Annotated in this window: 16 protein-coding genes; 6 read left to right on the top strand and 10 right to left on the bottom strand. The window is 73.2% G+C overall.

The genetic code is table 11. The annotated features are described in order from the left end of the window. The first annotated feature begins 15 nt into the window (after window positions 1-15). The gene (locus ACTG9Q_RS07070; protein ID WP_455571804.1) at window positions 16-2,271 is read left to right on the top strand and encodes a hypothetical protein; all 2,256 of its coding nucleotides are present in this window, start codon (window positions 16-18) and stop codon (window positions 2,269-2,271) included. On the opposite strand, the gene ACTG9Q_RS07065 is transcribed toward ACTG9Q_RS07070, so the two are convergent. The 4 genes from ACTG9Q_RS07065 to fxsA form a co-directional block, all read right to left on the bottom strand. After that, window positions 2,231-3,412 carry a hypothetical protein gene (locus ACTG9Q_RS07065; protein WP_455571803.1) on the bottom strand — a complete coding sequence of 394 codons (1,182 nt, stop codon included), beginning with the start codon at window positions 3,410-3,412 and terminating at the stop codon, window positions 2,231-2,233. The two genes, ACTG9Q_RS07070 and ACTG9Q_RS07065, sit on opposite strands and share 41 nt — an antisense overlap. 40 nt (window positions 3,413-3,452) lie before the next feature. Next, entirely contained in the window at window positions 3,453-4,421 is a 969-nt protein-coding gene (locus ACTG9Q_RS07060; RefSeq protein WP_455571802.1) for a hypothetical protein, read from the bottom strand. Continuing rightward, on the bottom strand, window positions 4,399-8,127 hold the full coding sequence (fxsT, locus tag ACTG9Q_RS07055; protein ID WP_455571801.1) for an FxSxx-COOH system tetratricopeptide repeat protein: 3,729 nt from the start codon (window positions 8,125-8,127) through the stop codon (window positions 4,399-4,401). Before fxsT ends, ACTG9Q_RS07060 begins: the two co-directional genes overlap by 23 nt. A gap of 84 nt (window positions 8,128-8,211) precedes the next feature. Next, window positions 8,212-8,400 (bottom strand): FxSxx-COOH cyclophane-containing RiPP peptide, encoded by a 189-nt coding sequence (fxsA, locus tag ACTG9Q_RS07050; RefSeq protein WP_455571800.1) that lies wholly within the window; start codon window positions 8,398-8,400, stop codon window positions 8,212-8,214. A gap of 183 nt (window positions 8,401-8,583) precedes the next feature. Between fxsA and ACTG9Q_RS07045 the strand changes: the two genes are divergently transcribed. After that, on the top strand, window positions 8,584-9,696 hold the full coding sequence (locus tag ACTG9Q_RS07045) for an FxsB family cyclophane-forming radical SAM/SPASM peptide maturase (RefSeq protein WP_455571799.1): 1,113 nt from the start codon (window positions 8,584-8,586) through the stop codon (window positions 9,694-9,696). Further along, entirely contained in the window at window positions 9,693-10,823 is a 1,131-nt protein-coding gene (locus ACTG9Q_RS07040) for an aKG-HExxH-type peptide beta-hydroxylase (protein WP_455571798.1), read from the top strand. Before ACTG9Q_RS07045 ends, ACTG9Q_RS07040 begins: the two co-directional genes overlap by 4 nt. Window positions 10,824-11,106: 283 nt before the next feature. On the opposite strand, the gene ACTG9Q_RS07035 is transcribed toward ACTG9Q_RS07040, so the two are convergent. Then, a complete protein-coding gene (locus tag ACTG9Q_RS07035) occupies window positions 11,107-12,378 on the bottom strand; it encodes a helix-turn-helix domain-containing protein (protein ID WP_455571797.1) in 1,272 nt (423 codons plus the stop codon). Window positions 12,379-12,404: 26 nt separating this feature from the next. Here ACTG9Q_RS07035 and ACTG9Q_RS07030 point away from each other — a divergent pair, with 26 nt between their 5' ends. Next, window positions 12,405-12,974: an NUDIX domain-containing protein gene (locus ACTG9Q_RS07030; RefSeq protein ID WP_455571796.1), complete on the top strand. Its 570-nt coding sequence runs from the start codon at window positions 12,405-12,407 to the stop codon at window positions 12,972-12,974. A 253-nt stretch (window positions 12,975-13,227) separates the two neighbouring features. On the opposite strand, the gene ACTG9Q_RS07025 is transcribed toward ACTG9Q_RS07030, so the two are convergent. From ACTG9Q_RS07025 to ACTG9Q_RS07015, 3 genes are all read right to left on the bottom strand, one after another. Beyond that, window positions 13,228-14,004 (bottom strand): fumarylacetoacetate hydrolase family protein, encoded by a 777-nt coding sequence (locus ACTG9Q_RS07025; RefSeq protein WP_455571795.1) that lies wholly within the window; start codon window positions 14,002-14,004, stop codon window positions 13,228-13,230. Between the two features lie 9 nt (window positions 14,005-14,013). Beyond that, a complete protein-coding gene (cimA, locus tag ACTG9Q_RS07020; RefSeq protein ID WP_455571794.1) occupies window positions 14,014-15,639 on the bottom strand; it encodes a citramalate synthase in 1,626 nt (541 codons plus the stop codon). Between the two features lie 206 nt (window positions 15,640-15,845). Continuing rightward, window positions 15,846-18,455, bottom strand: a complete 2,610-nt coding sequence (locus tag ACTG9Q_RS07015; protein ID WP_455571793.1) for an AAA family ATPase — start codon at window positions 18,453-18,455, stop codon at window positions 15,846-15,848. Between the two features lie 17 nt (window positions 18,456-18,472). Between ACTG9Q_RS07015 and ACTG9Q_RS07010 the strand changes: the two genes are divergently transcribed. Beyond that, entirely contained in the window at window positions 18,473-19,600 is a 1,128-nt protein-coding gene (locus ACTG9Q_RS07010) for a toll/interleukin-1 receptor domain-containing protein (protein ID WP_455571792.1), read from the top strand. A gap of 102 nt (window positions 19,601-19,702) precedes the next feature. Then, window positions 19,703-19,921 (top strand): hypothetical protein, encoded by a 219-nt coding sequence (locus tag ACTG9Q_RS07005; RefSeq protein ID WP_455571791.1) that lies wholly within the window; start codon window positions 19,703-19,705, stop codon window positions 19,919-19,921. A 244-nt stretch (window positions 19,922-20,165) separates the two neighbouring features. Here ACTG9Q_RS07005 and ACTG9Q_RS07000 read toward each other — a convergent pair whose 3' ends face one another. Then, a complete protein-coding gene (locus ACTG9Q_RS07000; RefSeq protein ID WP_455571790.1) occupies window positions 20,166-21,203 on the bottom strand; it encodes a 3-isopropylmalate dehydrogenase in 1,038 nt (345 codons plus the stop codon). Between the two features lie 172 nt (window positions 21,204-21,375). Then, the gene (gene serA, locus ACTG9Q_RS06995) at window positions 21,376-22,971 is read right to left on the bottom strand and encodes a phosphoglycerate dehydrogenase (protein ID WP_455571789.1); all 1,596 of its coding nucleotides are present in this window, start codon (window positions 22,969-22,971) and stop codon (window positions 21,376-21,378) included. Window positions 22,972-22,998 lie beyond the last annotated feature (27 nt).

Below are 22,998 nucleotides of genomic sequence, written 5' to 3'. Positions count from 1 at the left end.
GGCGAGGGCAATGAGATGAGCACCGGCGGACACGCGTTGCGCAGGAATCCGTTCCGCTCGACCGCGATCGCGGACACCGCGCTCATCGGGCACGACCCGGACAGTGCCGAGACCAATGTCGGCACCGCCGCGCACCACCGCGCTTTCGCGCCACTGCGCGCCTATCTCGCCGAGACCGACGGGCGCGGGAACGGCATCACGATCATGCTTTCCGGGGATTACGGAACCGGGAAGACGCACCTGTTGGTGCGTATGGTCGATGAGGCGCTGCGCACGATCGGCGACCCCGGCCGGGCGCTGTACGTCGTGGCGGGCGAGGACGGGTTCCTCGCGCTGTACCGGAACTTCCTCAAGGCCGTCACCAAGGGCGAACTGGTCCGGCAGGTCAGCCAGTACTACGCCGACGCGGTCGAGGCCGAACTGCGGGACAACGACGTGCCGCACGCCCACCTCTGGAGCCGGGGCGAAACCCACCACGTGGAACGCGAGTACGACGTGCTGTCCAGCGTCGTCAACCGGCGGGTGCACGAGAACCTCGCCCGGGTCACCGACAACGGCGACTTCACCACCGCGCTGTCGCTGCTGATGCGGGACGAGCGCATGGCGGACCCGGTGTGGGAGTGGCTCAACGGCGCCGAGCCGGGGATCGCGCTGCGCAACCGGCGCGTGGAGCACCGCATCGACGACGACCTCGCCGCGCTGGACGCGCTCGGCGTGCTGGCCCTGGTCCTCGGCGGGCGCGACCAGAAGTTCGTCCTGGCCATCGATGAGATGAGCGACATCTTCGCCCGCAGCGACACCCCGCGCGACCGGCTGCTGGAGGCGTTCCGCGTCCTGCTGGAGACCGCCAAGCGCTCCGGCGCGTGCTTCATCCTCTGCGGGCTGCCCGACCTCGTGGACGACCTCACCCCGAAAGTCCGCGAGCGCATCACCGAGCACGTGGAACTGGGCGGCTTCACCGAGAACGACATCATCGAGTTCATCCTGCGCTCGCACGAGCGGACCTTCCGCAGGCGCCAGTTCCCGCCGTTCACCGAGAACGCCCAGCACACCATCCGCGACGTCACCCGGGGCAACCCGCGCCAGGTCGCGCGGCTGCTGCACCGCGCGTTCGCCCTGGCGAACGAGGGGCGCCTCGACGGCGGTCCCGCGCAGCCCTCGGCAGAAGACGAGCGGCCCGCGTGGGTCGAGGACCTGCCGGAGATCACCCATGAGATCCTGTACCAGGCGGCACGCCTGCTCACGCCCGCGACCTTCGACACCGTGCTGGACGAGATCCGGGCGGTCGCGGCGCGCAACCACTGGGCGCTCTCGCCAGAGCACACACTGCCGCTGGAAGCCCACTCGTGGGCGGAGTTCCGGGTCGAGTCCGGTCACCCCGACGGTGACTGCGCGGTCCTGGTGGCGCGATCACTGCTCTCCCAGGCGGAGATCGCGCGGTTCACCGAGTGGGTTACGGCCGTGCGCGGGCAGAATCCGCGCGGGCCGCTCGTCGTGGTCACCGTCGGGGTCCCGAGCAACTCCGCGCTCGTCACCATCCGCGCTCAGTTGCGCGCCGACCCGATCGTGCGCCGGACGACATTCGAGGCCGACCTCACCGCGGCGCTGACCGCGGGCCCCGCGACGGCGCCCCTCGACAAGGTCGCCCTGTCGCGGCTCTCGCGCGTGCTCGACGACATCTCGGCCATGGTCACCACCGTCGCCGACCGCCCGGAGCCGAACTCGAAGCTCATCGCCCGGGAGATCGCCGCGCAGCTGGCGCCGCTGATGGCGGCCCGGCCCGCCGAGGCCGGGCGGGAGCCGGACCCGCTGCCCGCGTCGGTGGCCGACCTGTTCACCGTGGCGGAGGAGCGGGTGGACCGGCTGCTCGGCTTCGCCCCGCGCGTGCAGGCCGCGTTCAGCCGGGGCGGCTACGACGCGGCGGCGGTGTTCCGCGACCAGTTCTTCGAGTCCGGGACCCGCAAAGCCATCGGCGCGGCCGTCATCGTCGCGTCCTTCCTCCGCCAGTTCCGGGCCAGGATGGCCGAGTGGTTCCGCGAGTCCGCCCGCACGGACTCGGCGGAGCGGGAGCTGGCGGCGATCTGCGAGACCTACCAGGCCATGGAGGACTGGGTGCCGCTGACGGACCTCGCGCCGCTCACCGCGGTCGCCGACCCGCCCGCCACCGGCATCGGCGCGACCGACCCCGTCGAGCAGGCGGTCTTCGTGCTGTCCGGGTTCGCGGCCCGGATCAAGGCTGTCGCGCTGGACGTGTCCAGCGAACGGGCCTGACCCGCGGCGGATCATTCTTCGGCGGCGGCGGCGTTGTCGGCGGCGGCGGCGGGCGCTCCCGCTCGATATCGGGCCCCGGTGGCGGTCGGCGCGACGGGAACGCGTTGGCGGCCCCGTGCAGCAGGTTCACCACCACGACGGCGAAGGCCAGGATTCCGGCCGCGCCCGGGTACAGCGGTTCGAGCAGCAGCGCCAGCACGATCGCGGTCAGGCCGTTCTGCTGCGCGAACGCCAAACCCATCCGGTCGCTTGCCGAGAGCCCGCGCGCGGGCAGCACCAGCGCGACCAGGAACTGGGCGAAGAAGGCCGCCGTGCCCAGCACCACGCCGGTCAGCGCGGTCACCCGGTCGACCACGAGCACCATGCCGATGGCGAAGGTGGCGGCGAACAGGGCGCCGGTGGCGACCCGGTCGATGAGCGCGTCCATCCGCGGGCGGACGAAGAGCCCGATGAACGCCAGGGACAGCAGGAGCGCGTACCAGACCGCCACCACCGCGAAGGCCAGCACGACGACCACGGTGGCCACCCGGCCCCAGCGCCGCCTGCTCGCCGACCGAGTCAGCCCCGCGCGGGACTGGTAGGCCCGCCACACGGCGTACGCCGCGGCGGCCAGCAGCAGGTTGAGCGCCAGGTTGGTCAGCAGGGGCAGCAGACCGCTGTCGAGCGCGCCCAGCCCGGCGTCGCCTTCGCCGCTGAGCACGAACGCCGCCAGGTACGCGGTCAGCAGCACGGTGACCGGGTCGTCGAAGGACGCCCACACCGACAGCAGCGACGAGCCCGCGGGCGAGAGCCGGGTGCGGTGCCGCACCGCGGCGACCGACAGCGGGTCGATCTGGGCGACCGCGACCGCCAGCAGGACCATGCGCGGGTCGCCGAAGAACACCACCATGATGGTGGCGACCACGGCCACCTTCGCCAGCACGCCGACGGTGACGGCCAGCACGGCGGTGCGCAGGTGCGCGCGCGCCTCGCGCAGGTCGATGCCGTACGCCGCGGCGTAGAGCCCGACTCCCAGCAGCGCGGTGATCGCCCACGTGTACGCGGTGGAGCCCTCGACGTCGGACAGGCCCAGCTGGTCGGCGACCAGCCAGCCCGTCCCCGCCGTGGCGAGCATGAGCACGGATCGGGTGGCGCCGTTCATGCCGGGCGGCCCCGAAACCGGGCTCTGGTGGGGATCGCGGTCACGGCGTGCCGCCGTTGAGCGTGCGCGCCAACCGCGTGACGGTCTCGTCGGCCGCGGCCACCATCGGCTGCGAGAGGGTGACCGCGGTGAGGTAGCGCTGGGTGGGCAGGCGGGCGTAGAACACCGCGCCCGCCTCCACGTCGAGCACGATCCGGTTGAGCCTGCCCTTGAGCGCCCCGCCGCAGGTGAGCTTCAGGTCCGTGGCCAGGGTCCTGAGCCTGCGGGCGAAGGCGAGGTGGAAGTCGAGCCGCTGCTGCGGGCTGATCTCGGCCTCCGCGCCGACGATGCCCGGCGAGACGAGGTCGGGGTGGTCGAAGCAGTGCTCGACCTCCTCGCGCCTGCCGTTGACCCAGTAGGAGGCGAAGTGCAGCCCGTCGGGCCCGACCACGGCCCGGAGGCGGTCCTGCACGCTGCCCTCGGTCGGCACCCGCGGCGGCGGTCCGTCGTGGGCGCACTCGAAGGCCCCGTGGTTGACGGGCATCAGCCGGGCCTCGGCCCGCAGGCGGCCCGCGAGCTCGGCGACCACCTTGTCCCCGGCCAGCGCGGTGCTCTCGTCGGTGTCCGGGTCGGACAGCGCGACCACGCCCAGGATCTCGTGACCGGGCTGGATCATGTCGTAGAACAGCGCGTGCCGGTCGGTGCGCAGGACAGTGCGGATGAGCCTGCCGGTGCGGGCCCGCTGGAGGTCTTCGTCAAGGTCCTGCACGTGGTAGGCCATCTGCCTGGCGAGCACGGTGAACGCGCTCGCCATGCCGGTCTCCCCGCCGACGTCGCCCGCCTCCCCCCTGCCGCACCGGATCAGCGGCACGCCGTCGCGCAGGTAGCCCAGGTAGGAGATCGACGGGGACCGGGAGAGGGTGGCCTCGCACGCCTCGCGCACCGAGACCAGCTGGGCGTCGTCGGCGCCGATCCCGGGGCTGACCCAGGTCGCCTGGGCGTTCCGGTCAGGTGTGCGGGATGTCGACATCGATCTCCCTCCAGTTCCGCTGACCGCCCGCGCGGGCGAGCCCCAGGTTGTGCCCGGCGATGGTGACGTACGGGTGGGTGGGGCCGACGATGTCCAGCAGGTCCTCCAGGGCCTCGTCGGTGAGGGACTCGGCCGTGTCCAGGTCCCCGGCGGAGGCGGTGAGCACGGCGAGGTCGATAACCGCGGCGAGCGTCCACGGGTGCGCGCGGTCGAACCGGGCGAGCAGCGACTCGTACGCGCCCTTCACCAGCTCGGTGCCCGCGTCGTGGTCGCCCGCGGCCGCGGTGGCCAGTCCGAGGCCCATGGCGGCCAGGGCGCGGAACGGGTGCCCCTCGGCGAAGTCGTGGTGGTCGAGCCTGCCGGTGGCGTTGTGGGCCATCTCCTGCGCTTGGCGCGGCAGGTGCCCCGACCGGCGGGTGATGGAGGCGTTGGTCAGCATCGCCGCGGTGATGTCGGGGTGGCGGGGCGGCAGCAGCGACCGGAACCCCTCCAGGGTCTCGGTGCTGATCGTGGTGGCGGTGCTCAGCTCGCCGGTGTCGCGCAGCACCATGCTCCACTGCCAGCGCGCGATCAGCGACAGGCGCTCGCGGCCGGGTCGCCCGTGCAGCTTCTTGGCCAGGTTCGCCAGGCGCGAGCGCGAGTCGCCCAGGCCGAGGTCCCGCTGGTACGTGGCGATGCGCACCTCGGACCACTCGGTGCGCTCGTGGCGCTCACCGAAGAGCCGGACCCGGCGGCTGTGGTTCTGCCGTTCCACGGCGAGCGCGCGCTGGGTGTTGCCCGAGAGGTACAGCGAGGTGGCGAGGTTGTTGGCCGCCATCCTGGTCTGCGGGTGGTCCTCGCCCAGTTCCCGGACATACCCGCGCCACACCAGCTGGTCGGTGGCCAGGGCGTCGAGGTAGTGGCCGAGGCCGCGGTCGTCGCCGCCGAGCCCGCGGGACGCGGCGAGCGAGGTGGGCCGCGCGACCTCGCCGCGCGTGTCGAGCACCTCGACGTCGAGCCGTTTGGCCCGGTCGCGGTCGCCGAGGGCCCGCGCCAGGTTGGCCAGCGCCACGATCAGCCGCAGCCGCAGCGGGTCGTCGGCCGGGATGCCCGCCCGGTCCCAGGCCGCGAGCAGCCGCTCGCCGTGCTCCAGGGTCTCCTCGGAGATGGCCCTGACGTCCTGCTCGTAGAGGTAGCGCACCTGGTTGAGCAGCCAGCGGCGGACCTGGTCGTCGGTGCTGTCCAGGGCGCCGGAGGGCTCGACGTGCCAGACGAGGAGCTCGAACCGGCGCCTGCTGACCGCTGTCGCGGTCTCGGTCGGCGCGAACTCGGCCAGCGCGGACAGGACCAGCCCGGCGATCGCTGCCGCCTCAGCCGGGTCGGCCAGCTCCGCGAGCGCCGCGGTGACCGCCCTGGTCAGCCGGACCACCCCGCTCAGGCCCCAGTCCACCGTCAGCAGGCCGTACCGCTCGCCGAGGCGCAGGGCGCGGTCGATCTCGACGCTGTCGATGAGCAGGCTCCGCGCCGCGGGTCCCAGCTTGTCGGCCAGCGCGCGGGTCAGCTCCCGCGACTGGACGAACTCCAGGCCGACGCCGTTGGACGCGAGCGTGGCGAAGCACCGCGACAGCAGCACCGTCGCCTGGCCGAGCCAGCCCTCGCGGGTGAGCAGGGTGTCGCTGACGACCGACACCATGGCCGCGACCGGGTCGCCCGGCGCCCGGTCGGCGAGCGCGGCGAGCAGGTCGGCCCGCGCGGCACCGGCCGCGCCCACCGCGTCGTGGCCCGTCCTGCGGTGGCGGGCCGCGGTCTCCAGCAGCCAGCTCCCGGCCAGCCGCACGGCGAGCGGGATGTGCTCCAGCACCTCGGCGACCTCGGCCGCCGCGCGGGGCGTCAGGTCGGCGACCCGCGCGGTGAGCCGGGCGACGGCCTGCTCGGGCCGCAGCTCGGCGAGTTCGACGCGGTGGTCGACGGGCACGCCGCTCGCGGGCGAGCGGGAGGTCACCAGCACGTGGACGTCGCCGTCGGCGGCCGGGAGCAGCCCGTCGGCGAGCATGTCGAGGTCGTCGCAGCCGTCGTAGACGAGCAGGTAGCGGCTGTTGCCGGGCGCGGTCACCGCCTCCAGGGCGCGGGTGCTGCCGTACTGCGCGGCCACCCGGTCCCCGGGCAGGACCGCACTGGACAGGTCGGCGACCGCCCGCAGCAGGGAGCGCCGGTCCCGTGAGGACAGCCACCAGACGCCCTGGTAGTCCCAGGCGTAGTGCTCGGCGTAGGCGCGCGCGAGCGTGCTCTTGCCCGTGCCCGACCCGCCGTGCACGAGCACGGTGGTCCGGCTTCCGGTCGGCAGCACCAGCTTCTCGCGCAGCGCCGCCAGGTCGGGGTCGTCGACCCCCGGCAGGTCCGCGGTCACGGGCAGGCCGAGGTTCGCGGGAACCGACCAGGGGAAGCGGGTGGCGGCGCGCTCGGCCGAGCGGCTCGGGCCGACGAACCCCAGCGCGGACAGCAGCCGCGTGCGGAAGACGTCGGCCTGGCTCGCCCCGCCCGCGAACGCCTCGGGCCCCGCGACGTCGTCGGGGGCGGGCACGGCGAACGAGACCAGGGTCTCCGCGCCCCTGACCTCGGCGGGCACGGCGACCTCGTCCTCGTCGGCGCGGTGCAGCAGCAGCACCGGGGTGCCCGGCGCCGCGTCGGCCGCCGCGACCACCGTGCCGCCCGCGCGGATGACCTGGGTGCGCACCCACGGCACCCACTCGCGGGTGTCCGGCAGGCCCGCGATCACGACCGGCCGCGTCCCCGGGTCGCTGTCGAGCCCGCGGGACCACCGGTACCCGGCGCGGATGTGCGCGGGGACGGCGGACCAGTCGCCGTCGTCGGTGAGCCAGGTCGCCAGCCGGACGTGTTCCTGCCACAGTGCCGTTCCCGGGTCCTCGGCGACCACGGCGAGGATCGGCGATGACTCCGAGTAGGGCGTGAGGGCCAGTTCGGCGCAGCGCTGCTTCGGCACCCGCTCGGCCTGCTCGGCGAACAGCACGGCGAACATGCCGTTGGCCTCCGAGCGCACCCTGGCGATCAGCGGCGACGGCCGGTCGACAGCGGGGACCCTGGTCAGCGCGGGCAGCACGGCCACGTTGAGCGGAGCGGCCTTGCGGATGCCCCTGGCCACGTCGACCGCGGCCGCCACCGCCCGCGTGCTGGGGCCGAAGACGACCAGGACCGTGTCGGCGAGGATGCCCGCCACGGTCTCGGCCCGCGCGTCGGCGGCGTCGGACTCGGGCAGCACCACCAGGACGTCGTCGTACCCGCTCTCGAGCAGGCGGCCCCGCAGCGCGGCGACCGCCTCGGGGTCGGCGCGATCGAGGTCGAGCGTCGGCGGCGCGGCCGGTTCGCCGATGACCAGCGTCGAGACGCTGCCGCCGAGGTCGCCCGGGAGGTCGAAGCGGCGCACCTCGCCCACCGCGGCGGTCGGTTCCACGCAGAGCGCGCGCACCCGCTCGCGCAGCCGGTCCGGGCACGTGGTGATCTGGCCGGGGAACACGTCGAGGTAGTCGTGCACGGCGCGGTAGGCGTTCGCGAAGTCCAGGACCAGCACCCGCCTGCCGCCGCAGGCCAGGACGGCGGCGAGATTCGCGGTGAGGTCGACGTGGTCGCATCGGGGGGACGCGGGAAACGCGACACACACTCTCGTCTGACCGATCGCCATCGGCGGACTGCCCATCTCGCTCCCGCTCAACCGACGTGCCTCCTTCTTTCTATCGGACCCACCGGTGAATCGTTCGCGTGTGGACGGACCAATCACTCGATCGGCGCAATCGAACTAGAGCGCGCTCTCGAATGCGGCGAACCGGTCCGGCACGGCGGCCCTCTCGGCGAGGACGCGACGCAGGGCGTTGCCCAGCACCGAACCCGGGAGCCCGGTGAGAACGGCCAAGTCGATGCCGCTCACGTCGAGCAGGCCGCCGTCATCGCCGGGATCGGGAGCCGTTGTCGTGTCCTTGGACGTCATCTGTCCTCTTTTTGTCCAATAGTTTGAACAACCCGAGACGCACTTGCCGCGGAATCCTACGATACCCCTTTTGTCGGAGCCTATCGCCAAATACCCCATTCGGTCGACTGCGGCCGGGGTGCGCGCACTGTTTCATGGAAGCAGGGCTCGGAATTGCCCGGCCCACACTCGCGGAGGGGGACCGTGACACGCGCGGTGCGGCAGTTCGTCCTGAAAGTGCACGGCCGCTGCGACCTGGCCTGCGACTACTGCTACGTCTTCACCTCCGCTGATCAGCGGTGGCGGGGGCGAATCCCCGCCATGGCGCCGGAAACCGCCGCGCTGGCGGTGACCCGGATCGCCGAACACGTCCTGGCGCACGGGCTGGCCGAGGTGGAGATCGTGCTGCACGGCGGGGAACCGCTGTTGGCCGGGCGGGCGTTCATCGACTCCGTGGCGCGCGACGCCCGCGCGCGGATACCGGCGGCGACGCGGATCACGGTCCAGACCAACGGCGTGCGACTGGACCGGGAGTTCCTGGACCTGTTCCGCGCGCACGACATCCGGGTCGGGGTCAGCCTCGACGGCGACGCCGCCGCGCACGACCGGCACCGCAGGACCCACGACGGCAGGCGCAGCCACCACCGGGTGCGCGCGGCCGTGGACCTGCTGTCCAGCCCGGAGTACCGCGACCTGTTCGCGGGCCTGCTGTGTGTCGTCGACCTCGCCAACGACCCGGTCGACACCTACACCGCGCTGGCCGGGTTCGCCCCGCCCGTCATCGATTTCCTGCTGCCGCACGGGACCTGGGCCGCGCCGCCGCCGGGGCTCGGCGCCCGACAGGCGCGAACCCCCTACGCGGACTGGCTGATCGCGGTCTTCGACCACTGCTACGCCGCCCCCGACCCGGTCGCCGTCCGGTTCTTCGACGCGGTGACGGCGCTGTGGCTGGGCGGCCGCTCGCTCGTCGAGGGGCTGGGCACCGAGCCGTCGCCGCAGGTGGTGATCGAGACCGACGGCGGCATGGAGCGCTCGGACATCCTCGCGGTCGCGTACCAGGGGGCGGGGGCGACCGGGTTCACCGTGCGGGAGGACCGGATCGACGCCGTCCTGCCCCTGCTGCCGGACCCGCCGTCGGCGACCTGTCGCGCCTGCGCGGTCTTCTCGGTCTGCGGCGGGGGGCATCCCGCCCACCGGTTCGCGCCGGGCAGCGGGTTCGACAACCCCTCGGTCTACTGCCCGGACCTGTTCCGCTTCACCACCCACGTCCGCGCGCGGCTCGCCGCCGATGTGCGGCGGCTGACCGGAACGCGGTGACCGGCGCGCTCCCGGTGATCTCGCTCGGCCCCGGCGAGATCGACGCGCTCGCGGGCGGCGGCGGGGGCCCGGACCTGGCCCGGCTGCTGGTGCGGGCCCGGCGCAGCACCACCCTGTTGTTCATCGCGAGCGTGGCGGACCGCGACGCGCCGGCCTGGCGGACGCTCGCCGCGCTGGCCCGCCAGGCCCCCGCGGCGTTCGCCCGGGTGCTCGACGACCCGGCGGTCGGGGCGTGGGCGGCGGCCCGCGACCCCGGCGGTCTCGCGTTCGTCGCCGCCGCGGTGGCCATCCGCGCGGGCGTCGGGGTCGAGTTGGACTTCCCCCCGGCCACGGCCGGGTTCCTGCCCTCGCTCGGGCCGCTCACCTCGCCCGTCGGGGGCCTGACCAGGACCGACCGGCTGCGCTGGGAACCCGCGCCCGTCGTGCGGGTCGGCGACGGGATCGCGTTCGCCGTCACCGGGCTCCCCGCGCACCTGCTGCCCCCCGGGCTGGACCAGGCCCACACCGTCGACATCGCCGCGTGCACGGCGCTGCTCCGCGAGGCGTGGCACGTGCTCGTCGGCACCGACCCGACTGCGGCGGCGGAGTTCGCCGCGGTGATCACCACGCTGGCGCCCATGGCCGCGCGGGGCGGGCAGGCCAACAGCCTGACCGTCACCGACGCGCTGGGGTGCGTGTTCCTGACGTTCAACACCGACGCGGAAACGCTGGCGGCCACGCTGGTGCACGAGCTCCAGCACGCCAAGCTCGCCGCCGTCATGGACATCCACCCGCTGACCACGGGCACGGGCCAGGCCCGCTACTACGCGCCGTGGCGGACAGACCCGCGGCCCGCGGCCGGTTTGCTGCACGGCGTCTACGCCTTCCTCGGCGTCGCGGGCTTCTGGCGGCGCAGGCGCGGGCTCGGCGGCGGGCTCCGGGCCGAGCGCGAGTTCGCCCGCTGGCGCTCGGCGGCGCTGTCGGCCGCGTGCGCGCTGATGGCGGGCGGCGAGCTGACCGCGCGGGGCGGGCGCCTGGTCGACGGCGCCGCGCGCACCCTGTTGGCGTGGTCGGCCGAACCGGTCCACCCCGACGCGATCGCCTACGCGGCGCAGGAGAACACCGCGCACCGGCGACGCTGGCGTTAGGCCGTGGTTCAACGGCATGGCCGCGCCAATCCGGGCGCTGACGGCACGGGCCGGATACACACCGGTATCAGGGCGATCCCGCCGCACCGCCAGTGACCAGGCTGATCACGACTCTCCCGAACCTGAACACGACCTAGCGCCTGTCCTCAAACCCCGCTCGCGACAGCCGGGCCGAATCGGCCGCTGGCGGCACCGCCGCAGAACCCGAGTACAACCCCGGTACGAGGGTCCTGCGCCTGCGCCGCCAACAACCGATCCACCGACCAGGGTTGGAGGACACTCCCTAGCGCCGCCCCCGCAGCAGGTCCCCGAGTTCCGGGCGCAGCTCGCGGACGAGCGGGTCGCTGGAGTGGCGGGTCAGCGAGACCGCCAGGTGCCGCACGTCGACGCGCACCGTGGCGCTGTCGATGCGGCGGAGGTCGCCGAGCAGGCCGGTGATCCCCGCGCAGGCGCTGTCGATGTCCCCGGCGTCGGCCTGGGCGCGGGCCAGGCGGACACCGAAGCGCGCCCGGGAGCGGACCGACAGCGAGGGGATGCCGTCGAGTTCGGCGGCGAGCAGCGCCACGGACTGCTCGCTGCGGGCGAGGTTGACCATGGCCCACCCGCGGACGAAGGCGAGCGGGTTCGACAGGCTGGTGGTGCCGTAGTGCGGCCCGCTCTCGGCCATGGCCTGCTCCTGCCACCGCTCCGCCTCGTCCAGCGCGGACAGGCAGGCGGTCAGGTCGCCGAGGAGGGCGTGGCCCTGCGCTTCCCGTTGCGCGGCAAGGGATCGGATGGCCGCGGTCGCCCCGGGCGCGCCCGCCGCCCGCCGGGCGAGGTCGACCATGGTGTAGCCGTCCTCGCGGTAGAGGGCGATCTCGGCGGCGCGGACGAGCGCGTAGCTGCCCAGGCCGGTGTCCCCCACCGACGCGGCGATGCGCACGGCCGTGCGGGTCCAGAGCAGCGCCCGGTCCGCGTCGCCGATCTCCTGGTACATCCAGCCCGCGTACTCGGCGTAGCGGGAGGCCATGCGCACCAGCTCGGGCATGGGGCGGTCGGTGACCAGCTGGCGGATCGCCACGCACTGGGCGAGCAGGCCGGGCAGCACGTGCGCCGGGCTCATGCCGTGGCCCATCATCCGCCAGCCCTCGAACTGCGCCCCGAACAGCGCCACGGTCCGCTCGTCGACGACGTAGCAGTTGGGCGCCATCGCCGCCGGGTCCAGCAAGCCGGCGCCGACCGCGCCCGCGTACGGGTCGGGCACGAAGTGCGTGCCGCCGCCCGGGTCGACCACCAGGCTCCACAGGTCCTCGTCGTCGGGTGGCGGGTCGGGTCGCGCGGGCGGGGGCGCCAGCGCCCGGGTGAGCACGCCGTCGGTGGCCAGGATGCGGTCGAAGACCATCGCCTTGTCCGGCGACAGGGGACGCTCGCCGTTCTCGATCTTGCTGAGGTATCCCTTGTTGTAGTTGGCCTCCTTGGCGAGCCTGGTCAAGGAATAACCTTTTCGCTCGCGCAGTTGGCGCAGAATTTCCCCGGGTTCAGTCAACGTCAATCCCTCCCCCGCATCTATCCTCACGGTCGCACGGCTGGTTCGATTGTGGAATGGCAACCACCCGTGAGAACGCCGCCGAACGACCGTGGCGGCTCCTGGACAGCCGGGAACTGGTGCGCACGCCGTACTTCGCGGTGCACCGGGACTCCGTCGTCCGGCCGGATGGGGAGCAGGACACCTACGACCACGTCGTCGCCCCGGGCGCGGCCACCGTGCTGGCCATCGACGCCGAGGACCGCGTCGTGCTGACCAGGCAGTACATCTACACGTGGGGCACCCGCCAGTGGCGCCTGCCCGGCGGCGGCGTCGACACCGGCGACAGCGACCCGCTGGCCGCCGCCCGCCGCGAGCTGGCCGAGGAGACCGGCCTCTCGGCCGCGACGTGGGAGCCCCTCGGCCAGGTCCACGGCGCCGACAGCCTGAGCAACCACGTCGACCACGTCTTCATGGCCACCGACCTCACCGAGGGCCCCGCGTCCCTGCAACCGGGCGAGGTCGACCTCGACGTGGTCCGCCTCCCCTTCGAGGAGGCCATAGCGCTGGTGGAGAAGGACCAGGTCCCGCACGCCGCCAGCGCCTACGCCCTGCTCCGCGCCGCCTTGCGGCGCAACCGCTCCTGAAGCCATCCCGCTCCCTCACCCTGGGCGGACGCTCTCGCGTCACGCTATCCAATGGGCGCGGGCGGACAAGGACAAAACGTCGACAGTTTCCCAACCGCTGGAACCGGCCCGCCCCCACACCCAGCAGGTGCCGCCTGGACCTCGGCGAGCACAGCGCACAATCGCGCCAGGTCGGCACGGGTGTCGGTGGACACCAGGACCCGGCGGCTCGACCACACGCCGGCGCTGCCGCCGGGGCCCGGTCGGTGACGGGTCAGCGGTTGGCGACGGTGTTGGTCAGGGTGCCGATGCCGTCGACGGTGACCGAGACGGTCTGGCCCGAGCGCATGGGGCCGACGCCCGCCGGGGTGCCGGTGAGGATGACGTCGCCCGGGAGCAGGGTCATGACGCGGGTGATCCACTCGATCAGTTTCGGGATGTCGTGGATCAGCAGGGAGGTTCGGGACTCCTGCTTGGTCTTGCCGTCGAGCACCGTGCGGATGGCCAGGTCGGACGGGTCGATCTCGGTCTCGATCCAGGGGCCCAGCGGGCAGAAGGTGTCGTGGCCCTTGGCGCGGGTCCACTGGCCGTCGGCCTGCTGCTGGTCGCGGGCGGTGACGTCGTTGGCGATGGTGTAGCCCAGGATGAACTCCGCCGCGCGCGAGGCGGGGACGTCGCGGACGGGGCGGGGGCCCATGACGACGGCCAGCTCGCCCTCGAAGTCCACGCGCGCGGAGTCGGCCGGGAGCTTGACCGTGGCCGAGGGGCCGACGACCGCCGTGGAGGGCTTCATGAAGATCACCGGGTTCGCCGGGGCCTCGGACCCCATCTCCGCGGCGTGGTCGGCGTAGTTCTTGCCGACGCACACGATCTTCGGGGGCAGCATCGGGGCCAGCAGCCGCACGTCGGCCAGCGGCCAGCGCCTGCCGGTGAACGTGTGCGGGCCGAACGGGTGCTGGTCGGCGATCTCGGCGGCGACGAGGTCGTCCCCGGCGCCTTCGACGGCAACGAACGCGACACCTGCTGGGTGGGCAATACGGGCGATACGCACGCGCCAACCCTAGACGGTGGCCCCCACACGCATCGCCTTGTGGGCCAGGGCGTCGCACAGGGCCAGCCAGCTGGCCTCGACGATGTTGCCGTGCACGCCGACGGTGGTCCACTCGTCGGAGTGGTCCGAGGAGCGCACCAGCACCCTGGTCACCGCGTCGGTGCCGTGCTCGGCGCCGCGCGGGCCGGTGGTGAGGATGCGCACCTTGTAGTCGGTCAGCTCGACGTCGTCGAGCCACGGCAGGTGCGGCGCGAGGGCCTTGCGCAGCGCGGCGTCGAGGGCGTGGACGGGGCCGTTGCCCTCGGCGGTGGCGATGACGCGGTGGTCGTCGACGAGCACCTTGACCGTGGCCTCGGAGACCACCGTGCCGTCGGTGCCGTGGTCGAGGATCACCCGGTAGGACTCCAGCGCGAACGGGACGATCGCGGCCTCGTCCAGTTCGGTGCGCAGCAGCAGTTCCAGGGAGGCGTCGGCGGCCTCGAACGACCAGCCGCGCGCCTCCAGCTCCTTGACCCTGCGCAGGGCGCTGCCCACGGCTTCGGGCCTGGCGGCCAGGTCGAGGCCGAACTCGTGTCCCTTGAGTTCGATGCTCGCCCGGCCCGCCATCTCGGTGACCAGGACCCGCATGTCATTGCCGACCACGCCCGGATCGATGTGGTTGTACAGCTCCGGGTCCACTTTGATCGCACTCGCGTGCAGGCCCGCCTTGTGGGCGAAGGCCGACGACCCGACGTAGGCCTGGTGGGAGTCGGGGGCGATGTTGGCGATCTCGGCAAGGGCATGGGAGACCCGGGTCAGCTCGGCCATGGCCCCGGTCGGGAGCACGTCCTTGCCGAGCTTGGTCCCGAGGTTGCCGATCACGGCGAACAGGTCGGCGTTGCCCGCCCGCTCGCCGTAACCGTTCGCGGTGCACTGGACGTGGGTCGCCCCCGCCTGTACCGCCGCGATGCTGTTGGCCACCGCGCAGGAGGTGTCGTCCTGGCAGTGGATGCCCACCCGGAAGCCGGTGCGGGCGATCACCTCGCCGACGGTCTCGGCGAGGCCGAGCGGGAGCTGCCCGCCGTTGGTGTCGCACAGCACGGCGACGTCGGCCCCGGCGGCCATCGCCGCGTCGAGGACGCGCAGCGCGGTGTCGGGGTCGAAGGCGTACCCGTCGAAGAAGTGCTCGGCGTCGAGGAAGACCCGGCGCCCCTCGCCGCGCAGGAAGCCGACGGTGTCGCGCACCATGTCCACCGCCTCGTCGACGTCGGTGCGCAGCGCCAGCTCGATGTGGCGGCGGTCGGCCTTGGCGACCAGGGTGATCACCGGCGCCTGGCTGTCCAGCAGCGCCTTGACCTGCGGGTCCTCGTGCGCCTTCGTGTTCGCCCGCCGGGTCGAGCCGAAGGCGACGAGGGCGGCGTGCTTGAGGTCGAGCTCCCCGGCGGCCCTGGCGAAGAACTCGGTGTCCTTGGGCATGGCGCCCGGCCAGCCGCCCTCGATGAACCCGACGCCGAGCCCGTCGAGCAGCCGCGCCACGTGCAGCTTGTCGGCCACGGAGTAGGAGATCCCCTCGCGCTGGGCCCCGTCGCGCAGCGTGGTGTCGTAGACGTGGAAAGCGTCGCCGAGCGGGGTGCCTGCGGGCGTCGTGCGGGTCACGGAAGGCTCCTAGTCGGGGGGATTCGCCGCGGAAAAAGCAAAAGACCCCCCGCTGTGGATGCGAGAGGTCTGCGCGCCGGTGCCGGTGGAGATCGGCTATCCAGCGCGCTCGTCAATAATGATCACGACGAAGGCGGCCACGGCACGATGGTGCCACAGCCGTCCGCCGGATACCAACCCACGGACGAGCGATTCCAGATGGTGGACTACACGGCGGTGGGCACGACGGTGTCGGGATCGTCCAACCCGTACCGCTCGGCGATGGAGGCGGCCTCCGCGCCGCGCCCGAACCGCAGGTACGCCCATCGCAGCGCGACCGCGACCCGGCGCACCTCCCAGAACGTCCGGTCCTGGCGCAGTTCCAGCTGCCGGATCGACAGGGCCTCGCCGATGACCGACAGCCCGCTCATGTCCCGCAGGCACGCCCGCGCGATCCCGTTGCGCTGCAACGCGATGGCCCGCGACGCGGGTTCCGCTCCCGCGCGCAGCTCGACCACCCGCGCCGATTCCGCGCACGCGGTCGAGAAGTCGGCCCGCGCCGAGGCGTCATCGCCCGCCCGCTCCCTGGCCAGCCCGCGCCGGTAGTACGCGCGCGAGCGGTTGAGCCTGCTGGACAGGGTCAGGCGTCCGTCCAATCCGAACGCGCGCGAGCGCAGCAGGACGGCCTCTTCGGCCAGGTCGAGCGCCTCGTCGACGACCGAGTCGTCGTCCAGCTCCAGCAGGCTGGCCACCAGGTTGTGGCTCCCGCTGGAGGTCTGCAGCACGCCGAGGACGCCCGCGAGCGCCTGGCGGCGAACCAGCAGGTCCCGGCGGATGGCGACGGACTGCGGCACATCGCCGATGCGCATGGCGTTGAAGGCGACGTCGGCCAGCGCGCTGAGGGTGTGGCGGTGGTGGGCGCCGAAGTGCTCCTCGCTGAGCGCGGCGCGTTCACGCGCGCATTCCAGCGCGCGCAGCCGGTCACCCAGGCCCGCGTGCCGGACCATCGTCGCCTCGGCGAGTTTGACCTGGGCCAGCGGGGAGAGCGCCGTCTCGTCCACGCTCCGCCGGGTCTCCGCGAGGAGCGTGGTGGCCTCCTCGGCGGCGGCCTGACCCCGGCGCAGCAGCGTGAGCACCAGTTCGGCGCGCGCCTGGGCCAGCAGGTCCCGGTCGCCGAGCGGGCCGAGGACCGCCACCGCGCGGCGGGCGATCGGCTCGGCGGTCTCGCGGCCGTACTCGGCGCGCAGGAGCCCGGAGACCGTGCTCAGCGCCGACCCGAGCCGGGCGGACGGCAGCGGGGTCACCGAGTCGTACCAGCCGATCGCCTTGCGGAGGTAGCGGATCGCGTCCGAGCGGCGGGATTCCTCGATCGCCCGGTCGGCGAGTTCGACAGCGCTGTCGGCGGCGCCTGCCAGGTCCTCGGCGACGGCGGCGTCGGCCAGGTCGACGCGCAGGGTCAGCAGGACCAGGCGCGCGCTATCGGGCAGGTCGCCCGCCAGCAGCATCCGGGTGGCCCGCAGAGCGCCCCGGCGGACCTCGGCCTGGTCGGTCGCGGACAGCACGTTCGGACCGTCCACTTTGGCCACTTCCCAGCGGATGCGCTCGATGAACTCCATCAGCCCGATCGCCCCGGCGGGCTGAATCCAGGCCGAGCTCCGCGCCTGGTCCAGCCCGGCGCTCGGGGTGATGGGGCGCAGGGCCTCTTCCAGAACCTGTTCGTGGAAGGACGACCCGAGCATCGACGCGGCGACGAGGATCTGCCGGACCCCCACCGGCAGCTGCGCCCACAGCTCGCTGATCAGCCGTTCCAGGCCGCTGCTCAGCGAGTCGACCTCGGCGGCGGTGAGCCCCAGCCTGCCGTCGGCGGCCGAGGACACCACGCGCGGGGTGTTGAGCAGCAGCCGCAGGGAGTACGGGTTGCCGTCGGCGCGGCGGGCCAGGCCGGTGAGGATCTGCGGGTCGGTGGCCGGGTACTCCCCCGCGATGCACTCGACCAGGTCGTCGTCGTTGAGCCTGCCCAGGGAGATCCGGGAGTAGCGGTCGCCGTGGCCCGCCGAGGCGAGGTAGTCGGCGAACGGGGAGCGGGCGTCGTCGACGACGAGGTGCTCCGGCCAGGTGGTGGCCAGGACGAGGACCGGCAGGTCCGAGGCCAGGGTCTCGCCGAGGAAGTCCACGGTGGCCTGGTCGAGGTCGTGGGCGTCGTCCAGGACCAGCACGATGGGCAGGCCCGCGGTGAGCGTGCCCAGCAGGGCGCTGAGCCTGCCCGCCATGGACCCCTCGGGCAGGGTCTGGTGCTGGCCGAAGGCCAGTTCCACGACCCGGCCGCCGAGCACGCCCGCCATGCCGATCACGTCCGCCAGCGGCAGGGTGCGGACGATCTCGGCGAGCACGTCGTCGGTGGGCAGCCCGGCGGCGGCGCGGCGGGCGAGCAGCGCGGGGACTGCGCGGGTGAGCTGGGTGGCGACGTCGGCCAGCGCGGGGGCCGGGGTGCCGTCGCTGATCCGGCCGGTGGCGGGGGCCAGCCACAGCCAGGGGATCTCCGCCTCCGGCGGCGGGGTGAAAGCCTGGTGCCGCACGGCTTTGCGGGTGGCGGTCAACTCAGCCAGCGCGCCTGCCCCGGGGCCGACCACCGGCGTCAGCGAGGCGGGCCAGTAGCGCTGCCCAGCGGCCAGCTCGGCGTAGAACTCCTGGACGATGCGGGTCTTGCCCCAGCCGGGCGGCCCGACGTAGGCGACCATGCGGGCCTCGCCGGAGGAGGCCACCATGGCGAACGCCTCGGTCAGGCGCTCGACCTCGCGGTGGCGTTCAGCGCCGACGAACGGTGCGGCGTTGATCACGGTGCTACCTTCCGGCCGTGCGCGGTGAACAGCGGGACTTCTTCATCAGCTACAACAAGGCCGACCACGACTGGGCGGTGTGGATCGCCCACACGCTGGAGAACGCCGGCTACACGACGGTGCTGGAGGCGTGGGACTTCCGCCCCGGCCAGAACTTCGCCGTGGAGATGCAGAACGCGCTGACCCGCTCGGACCGGGTGATCGCGGTGCTCAGCCCGGACTACTTCCGCGGCGAGTTCGCCTTCGCCGAGTGGGCGAGCGCCTTCGGCGACGACCCGACCGGGGCGCGGGGCAGGCTGGTGCCGGTGATGGTCCGCGAGTGCGCTCCGCAGGGGCTGCTGAGCACGATCATCCACATCTCGCTGGTGGGGCTGGAGCAGACCGCGGCGGGGTCGCGGCTGCTCGGCGGGCTGGCCGCGGGCCGCACCAAACCCCTGACCGTGCCGTCCTTCCCCGGGGCCGTGACCCCGGAGGCCGAGCCCGAGCCGCCCAGGACCACATCCACCACCACCTGGACCCCGCTGGACACCCCGCCGAAGGTCACCTGGCGGGTGGACGCGACCGGCGCCGACCGGGCGGGCGGCCCGCTGCTGGAGGCGCACCTGCTGCCGGTCCCCGCGACATCGATGCCGGTGCGCGAGCTGTCCGCGCTCGGCGACCGGCTGGTCTCCACCGGTCGCGCGATGGGGCTGTTCAGCCAGGCGCAGGCGGTGTCGATCAAGAGCGGGACCGGCCACGTGACCGCCTTCGTCGGCAGCACCCGGATCGGTCCCGGGCTGCTGGCGACCCGCACCGGCCAGCGCGGCGGGTGGGCGCCGCTGCCAGGTGACACCTTCGGCGCGGTGCTGGACGAGGCCGATGTGGCGATCCGGCTCGTCGGGCTGCTGACCACCTTGGCCGCCGTCGACCCCCTGCCCGCCGAGATCGCCATCGCCGTCGGGGTCGAGCCCGCCGATTTCCTTGTCCTGGGAAGTGCCGCCGACGTAGGCAGGCGATCGTCCGCCGAATTCCCGAGCGTGCGCGCCCCGCTTGTCCGCTGGGAGCCGACCGACACCGTGCCGTCCGCGCGGCTGGGCACCCACGGCGAGGAGATCGCCGCGGAGCTGGCCGCCCGGATCGTCGGCCGGTTCACCGAAAGCCGCTGACACGGCCCACCCCCTCGCCCCTCATGATCCGCATCGAGGGGGCGAGGGGGCGCGTTACCGAACCGGGTTGCCTGTTCAGCGGACGACGACCAGCACGTGGTCGTGGCCGAACTGCCAGACCGGCCCGCGGCGGTCAGCACGGCGGTGTACTCGCCCACGGTGAGCGTGCTGGAGGAGTCGTGGGAGATGGTCAGGGCGGAGTGCTCGCGGGCGGTCTCGGAGTCGACGTCTGCCAGGATCGCCTCCCACCAGGCGCGCCAGTCCTCGTTGTCCTCGACGCCCACTCGGCGCGCGCGGGCCTCGCGGACCAGGCGCGCGTAGGTCTGCAAGGGGTTGGCCAGGACCATGTGGTCGGCGTTGACCAGGACGCCGCCGGGGCGCGGGCGGGTTGCGGCGGTGGTGATGACCTGGGCCAGCCGCGCGGGTTCCAGCCAGTGCAGCGCGGTGCTGGAGACCACCGCGTCCCACTCCCCGGGAACTGCGGCGTTCCGCGCCAGGAAGAACGGTCCACAATGGACACGAGCCGCCCTCCGGTGCGGAGGGCGGCCCGTGTCTCGAACTGGGGTCAGAACGCCTTGGCGTTGGACGAGACCAGCGCGGCCAGGCGGTCGCCGATGGCGTGGGTGCCGCCGGGCGATGCGTGGTCGCGGGTGGCCAGGTCGAAGGCGACCGATGCCTCGATGCGCCGCGCCGCCTCGTTCTCGCCGAGGTGGTCGAGCATCAGGGCCACCGACAGGACCGCCGCGGTCGGGTCGGCGATGCCCTGCCCGGCGATGTCCGGCGCGCTGCCGTGCACCGGCTCGAACATGCTCGGGTTGCGGCGGGTGATGTCGAGGTTGCCGCTGGCGGCCAGCCCGATGCCGCCGGTCACCGCGGCGGCGAGGTCGGTGAGGATGTCGCCGAAGAGGTTGTCGGTGACGATCACGTCGAAGCGGCCGGGGTCGGTGACCATGTGGATCGTCGTGGCGTCCACATGCTGGTACGCCACGGTCACGTCCGGGTGCTGCAGCGAGACCTCCTCCACCACCCGCGACCACAGCGAGCCCGCGTGGGTGAGGACGTTGGTCTTGTGCACCAGCGTCAGGTGCCTGCGCGGCCGGGCGGCCGCGCGGGTGAACGCGTCGCGCACGACCCGCTCGACGCCGAAGGAGGTGTTGACGCTGACCTCGGTGGCGATCTCGTGCGGAGTGTCCTTACGCAACAGTCCGCCGTTGCCCGCGTAGAGGCCCTCGGTGCCCTCCCGCACGACGATCATGTCGATCTCGCCCGGGTCGGCGATCGGGCTCTTCACCCCCGGGTACAGCCGGGCAGGGCGCAGGTTGACGTGGTGGTCGAGCTCGAACCGCAGGCGCAGCAGCAGGCCACGCTCCAGGATGCCGCTGGGCACCGACGGGTCGCCGACGGCGCCGAGCAGGATCGCGTCGTGCTCGCGCAGCTCTCCGAGCACCGACTCCGGAAGCAGCTCGCCCGTGGCGTGCCAGCGCGCCGCGCCGAGGTCGTAACGAGTGGTCTCCGCCGACGGGACGACCTCCTCGAGGACCTTGAGGGCCTCGGCGATCACTTCCGGCCCGATCCCGTCTCCTGGGATCACCGCGAGCCGCATGCACACACCTCCGAAGGTATATCGGCCCGAAGAGCGCAGGGCCTGGTAGACGAACGAAGGCTACCGGTTTGCCGTCCGGCAGCCGCACCTCGCCACCCCCCCGGGTGGTTTTGGGCGTGTGCCTACACACGAACGGTGCCCGGAAACCGCTCCGGGCACCGCTGGCGTGGTCTTAGTTGAACGCGATCGAGCGCACGACCCGCGCGCCGACGGAGGCGCCGATCGAGTCGAGCACCGCGGCGTCGACGGCCCGGTCGACGCGCAGCAGCATGACCGCGTCGGTGCCGTCGGTGGTCTGGCTGATCTGCGCGGCGTCGACGTTGACCCCGGACTCGCCCAGCAGCGTGCCCACGGTGCCCATCACGCCGGTGCGCTCGGGGTACTCCAGCAGCAGCACGCTGCCCTCGGCGCGCAGGTCGAAGTGGCGGCCGTTGACCTCGACGAGCTTCTCCACCTGCGCCAGGCCCGAGAGCGTGCCGGAGACGGTGACGACGGAGCCGTCGGGGTAGACCGCGCGCAGCGTGACCAGGCTGCGGTGGTTGGCGCTCTCGGACTCGGTGGCGACCTCGACGGCCACCCCGAGGTCCTCGGCCAGCCGGGGCGCGTTCACGAAGGTCACCTGGTCGGCGACGATGCCGGAGAACACCCCGCGCAGCGCGGCGAGCGGCAGGATCGAGACGTCCTCAGTGGACAGTTCACCGCGGACGATCACCTTGAGGACGCTGGGGGCCTTGCTGTCCAGGGCGGACAGGACCACGCCCAGCTTCTGCGTCAGCGGCAGGTACGGGCGCACCTCCTCGCCGACGACGCCCCCGGCGGCGACGTTCACCGCGTCGGGCACGAAGTCCCCGCGCAGCGCCAGCAGCACCGAGCGCGCCACGTCGGTGCCCGCGGCGTCCTGCGCCTCGGCGGTCGAGGCGCCCAGGTGCGGGGTCACGATGACGCCGGGCACGCCGAACAGCGGGTTGTCGGTCGTGGGCTCCTTGGAGAACACGTCGACGCCCGCGCCGCGCACGTGGCCGCTGCGCACGGCGTCGGCCAGGGCCTGCTCATCGATCAGACCGCCGCGGGCGGCGTTGACGATGATCACGCCCTTCTTGGTCTTCGCCAGCGCCTCGGCGTTGAGCAGGCCCGCGGTCTCCTTGGTCTTGGGCAGGTGCACCGAGATGACGTCGGCGCGGGCGAGCAGCTCGTCCAGGGTGACCAGCTCGGTGCCCAGCTGCGCGGCGCGCGCCGGGGAGGCGTAGGGGTCGTAGGCAATCAGCTCGGTCTCGAAGGCGGCCAGGCGCTGGGCGAAGAGCTGCCCGATCTTGCCGAGGCCGACGACGCCGACGGTCTTGCCGCGCAGCTCGACGCCGGAGAACGAGCCGCGCTTCCACTCCTTGTTCTGCAGGGTGGCGTGCGCGTCGGGGACCTGGCGGGCCACGGCCAGCAGCAGGGCGACGGCGTGCTCGGCGGCGCTGACGATGTTCGACGTCGGCGCGTTCACCACCAGCACCCCGCGCTCGGTGGCGGCGGGCACCTCGACGTTGTCGAGCCCGACGCCCGCGCGCGCGACGACCTTGAGGGTGTCGCTCGCCTTGAGCACCTCGGCGTCGACCTGCGTGGCGCTGCGCACCAACAGGGCGTCGGCGTCGGCCACGGCCTGCAGCAGCGCGGGTCGGTCGGTCCCGTCGACGTGGCGGATCTCCACTTCGGAACCGAACACGTCGAGCACGGACGGCGCGAGCTTCTCGGCGATCAGGACGACGGGACGGTTCGTTGTCACGCTACGACTCCCGGAAGAGATGTTGAG

Source organism: Actinokineospora lacus, from assembly GCF_053813445.1.
This window is presented reverse-complemented; position numbering and strand designations above follow the sequence as displayed.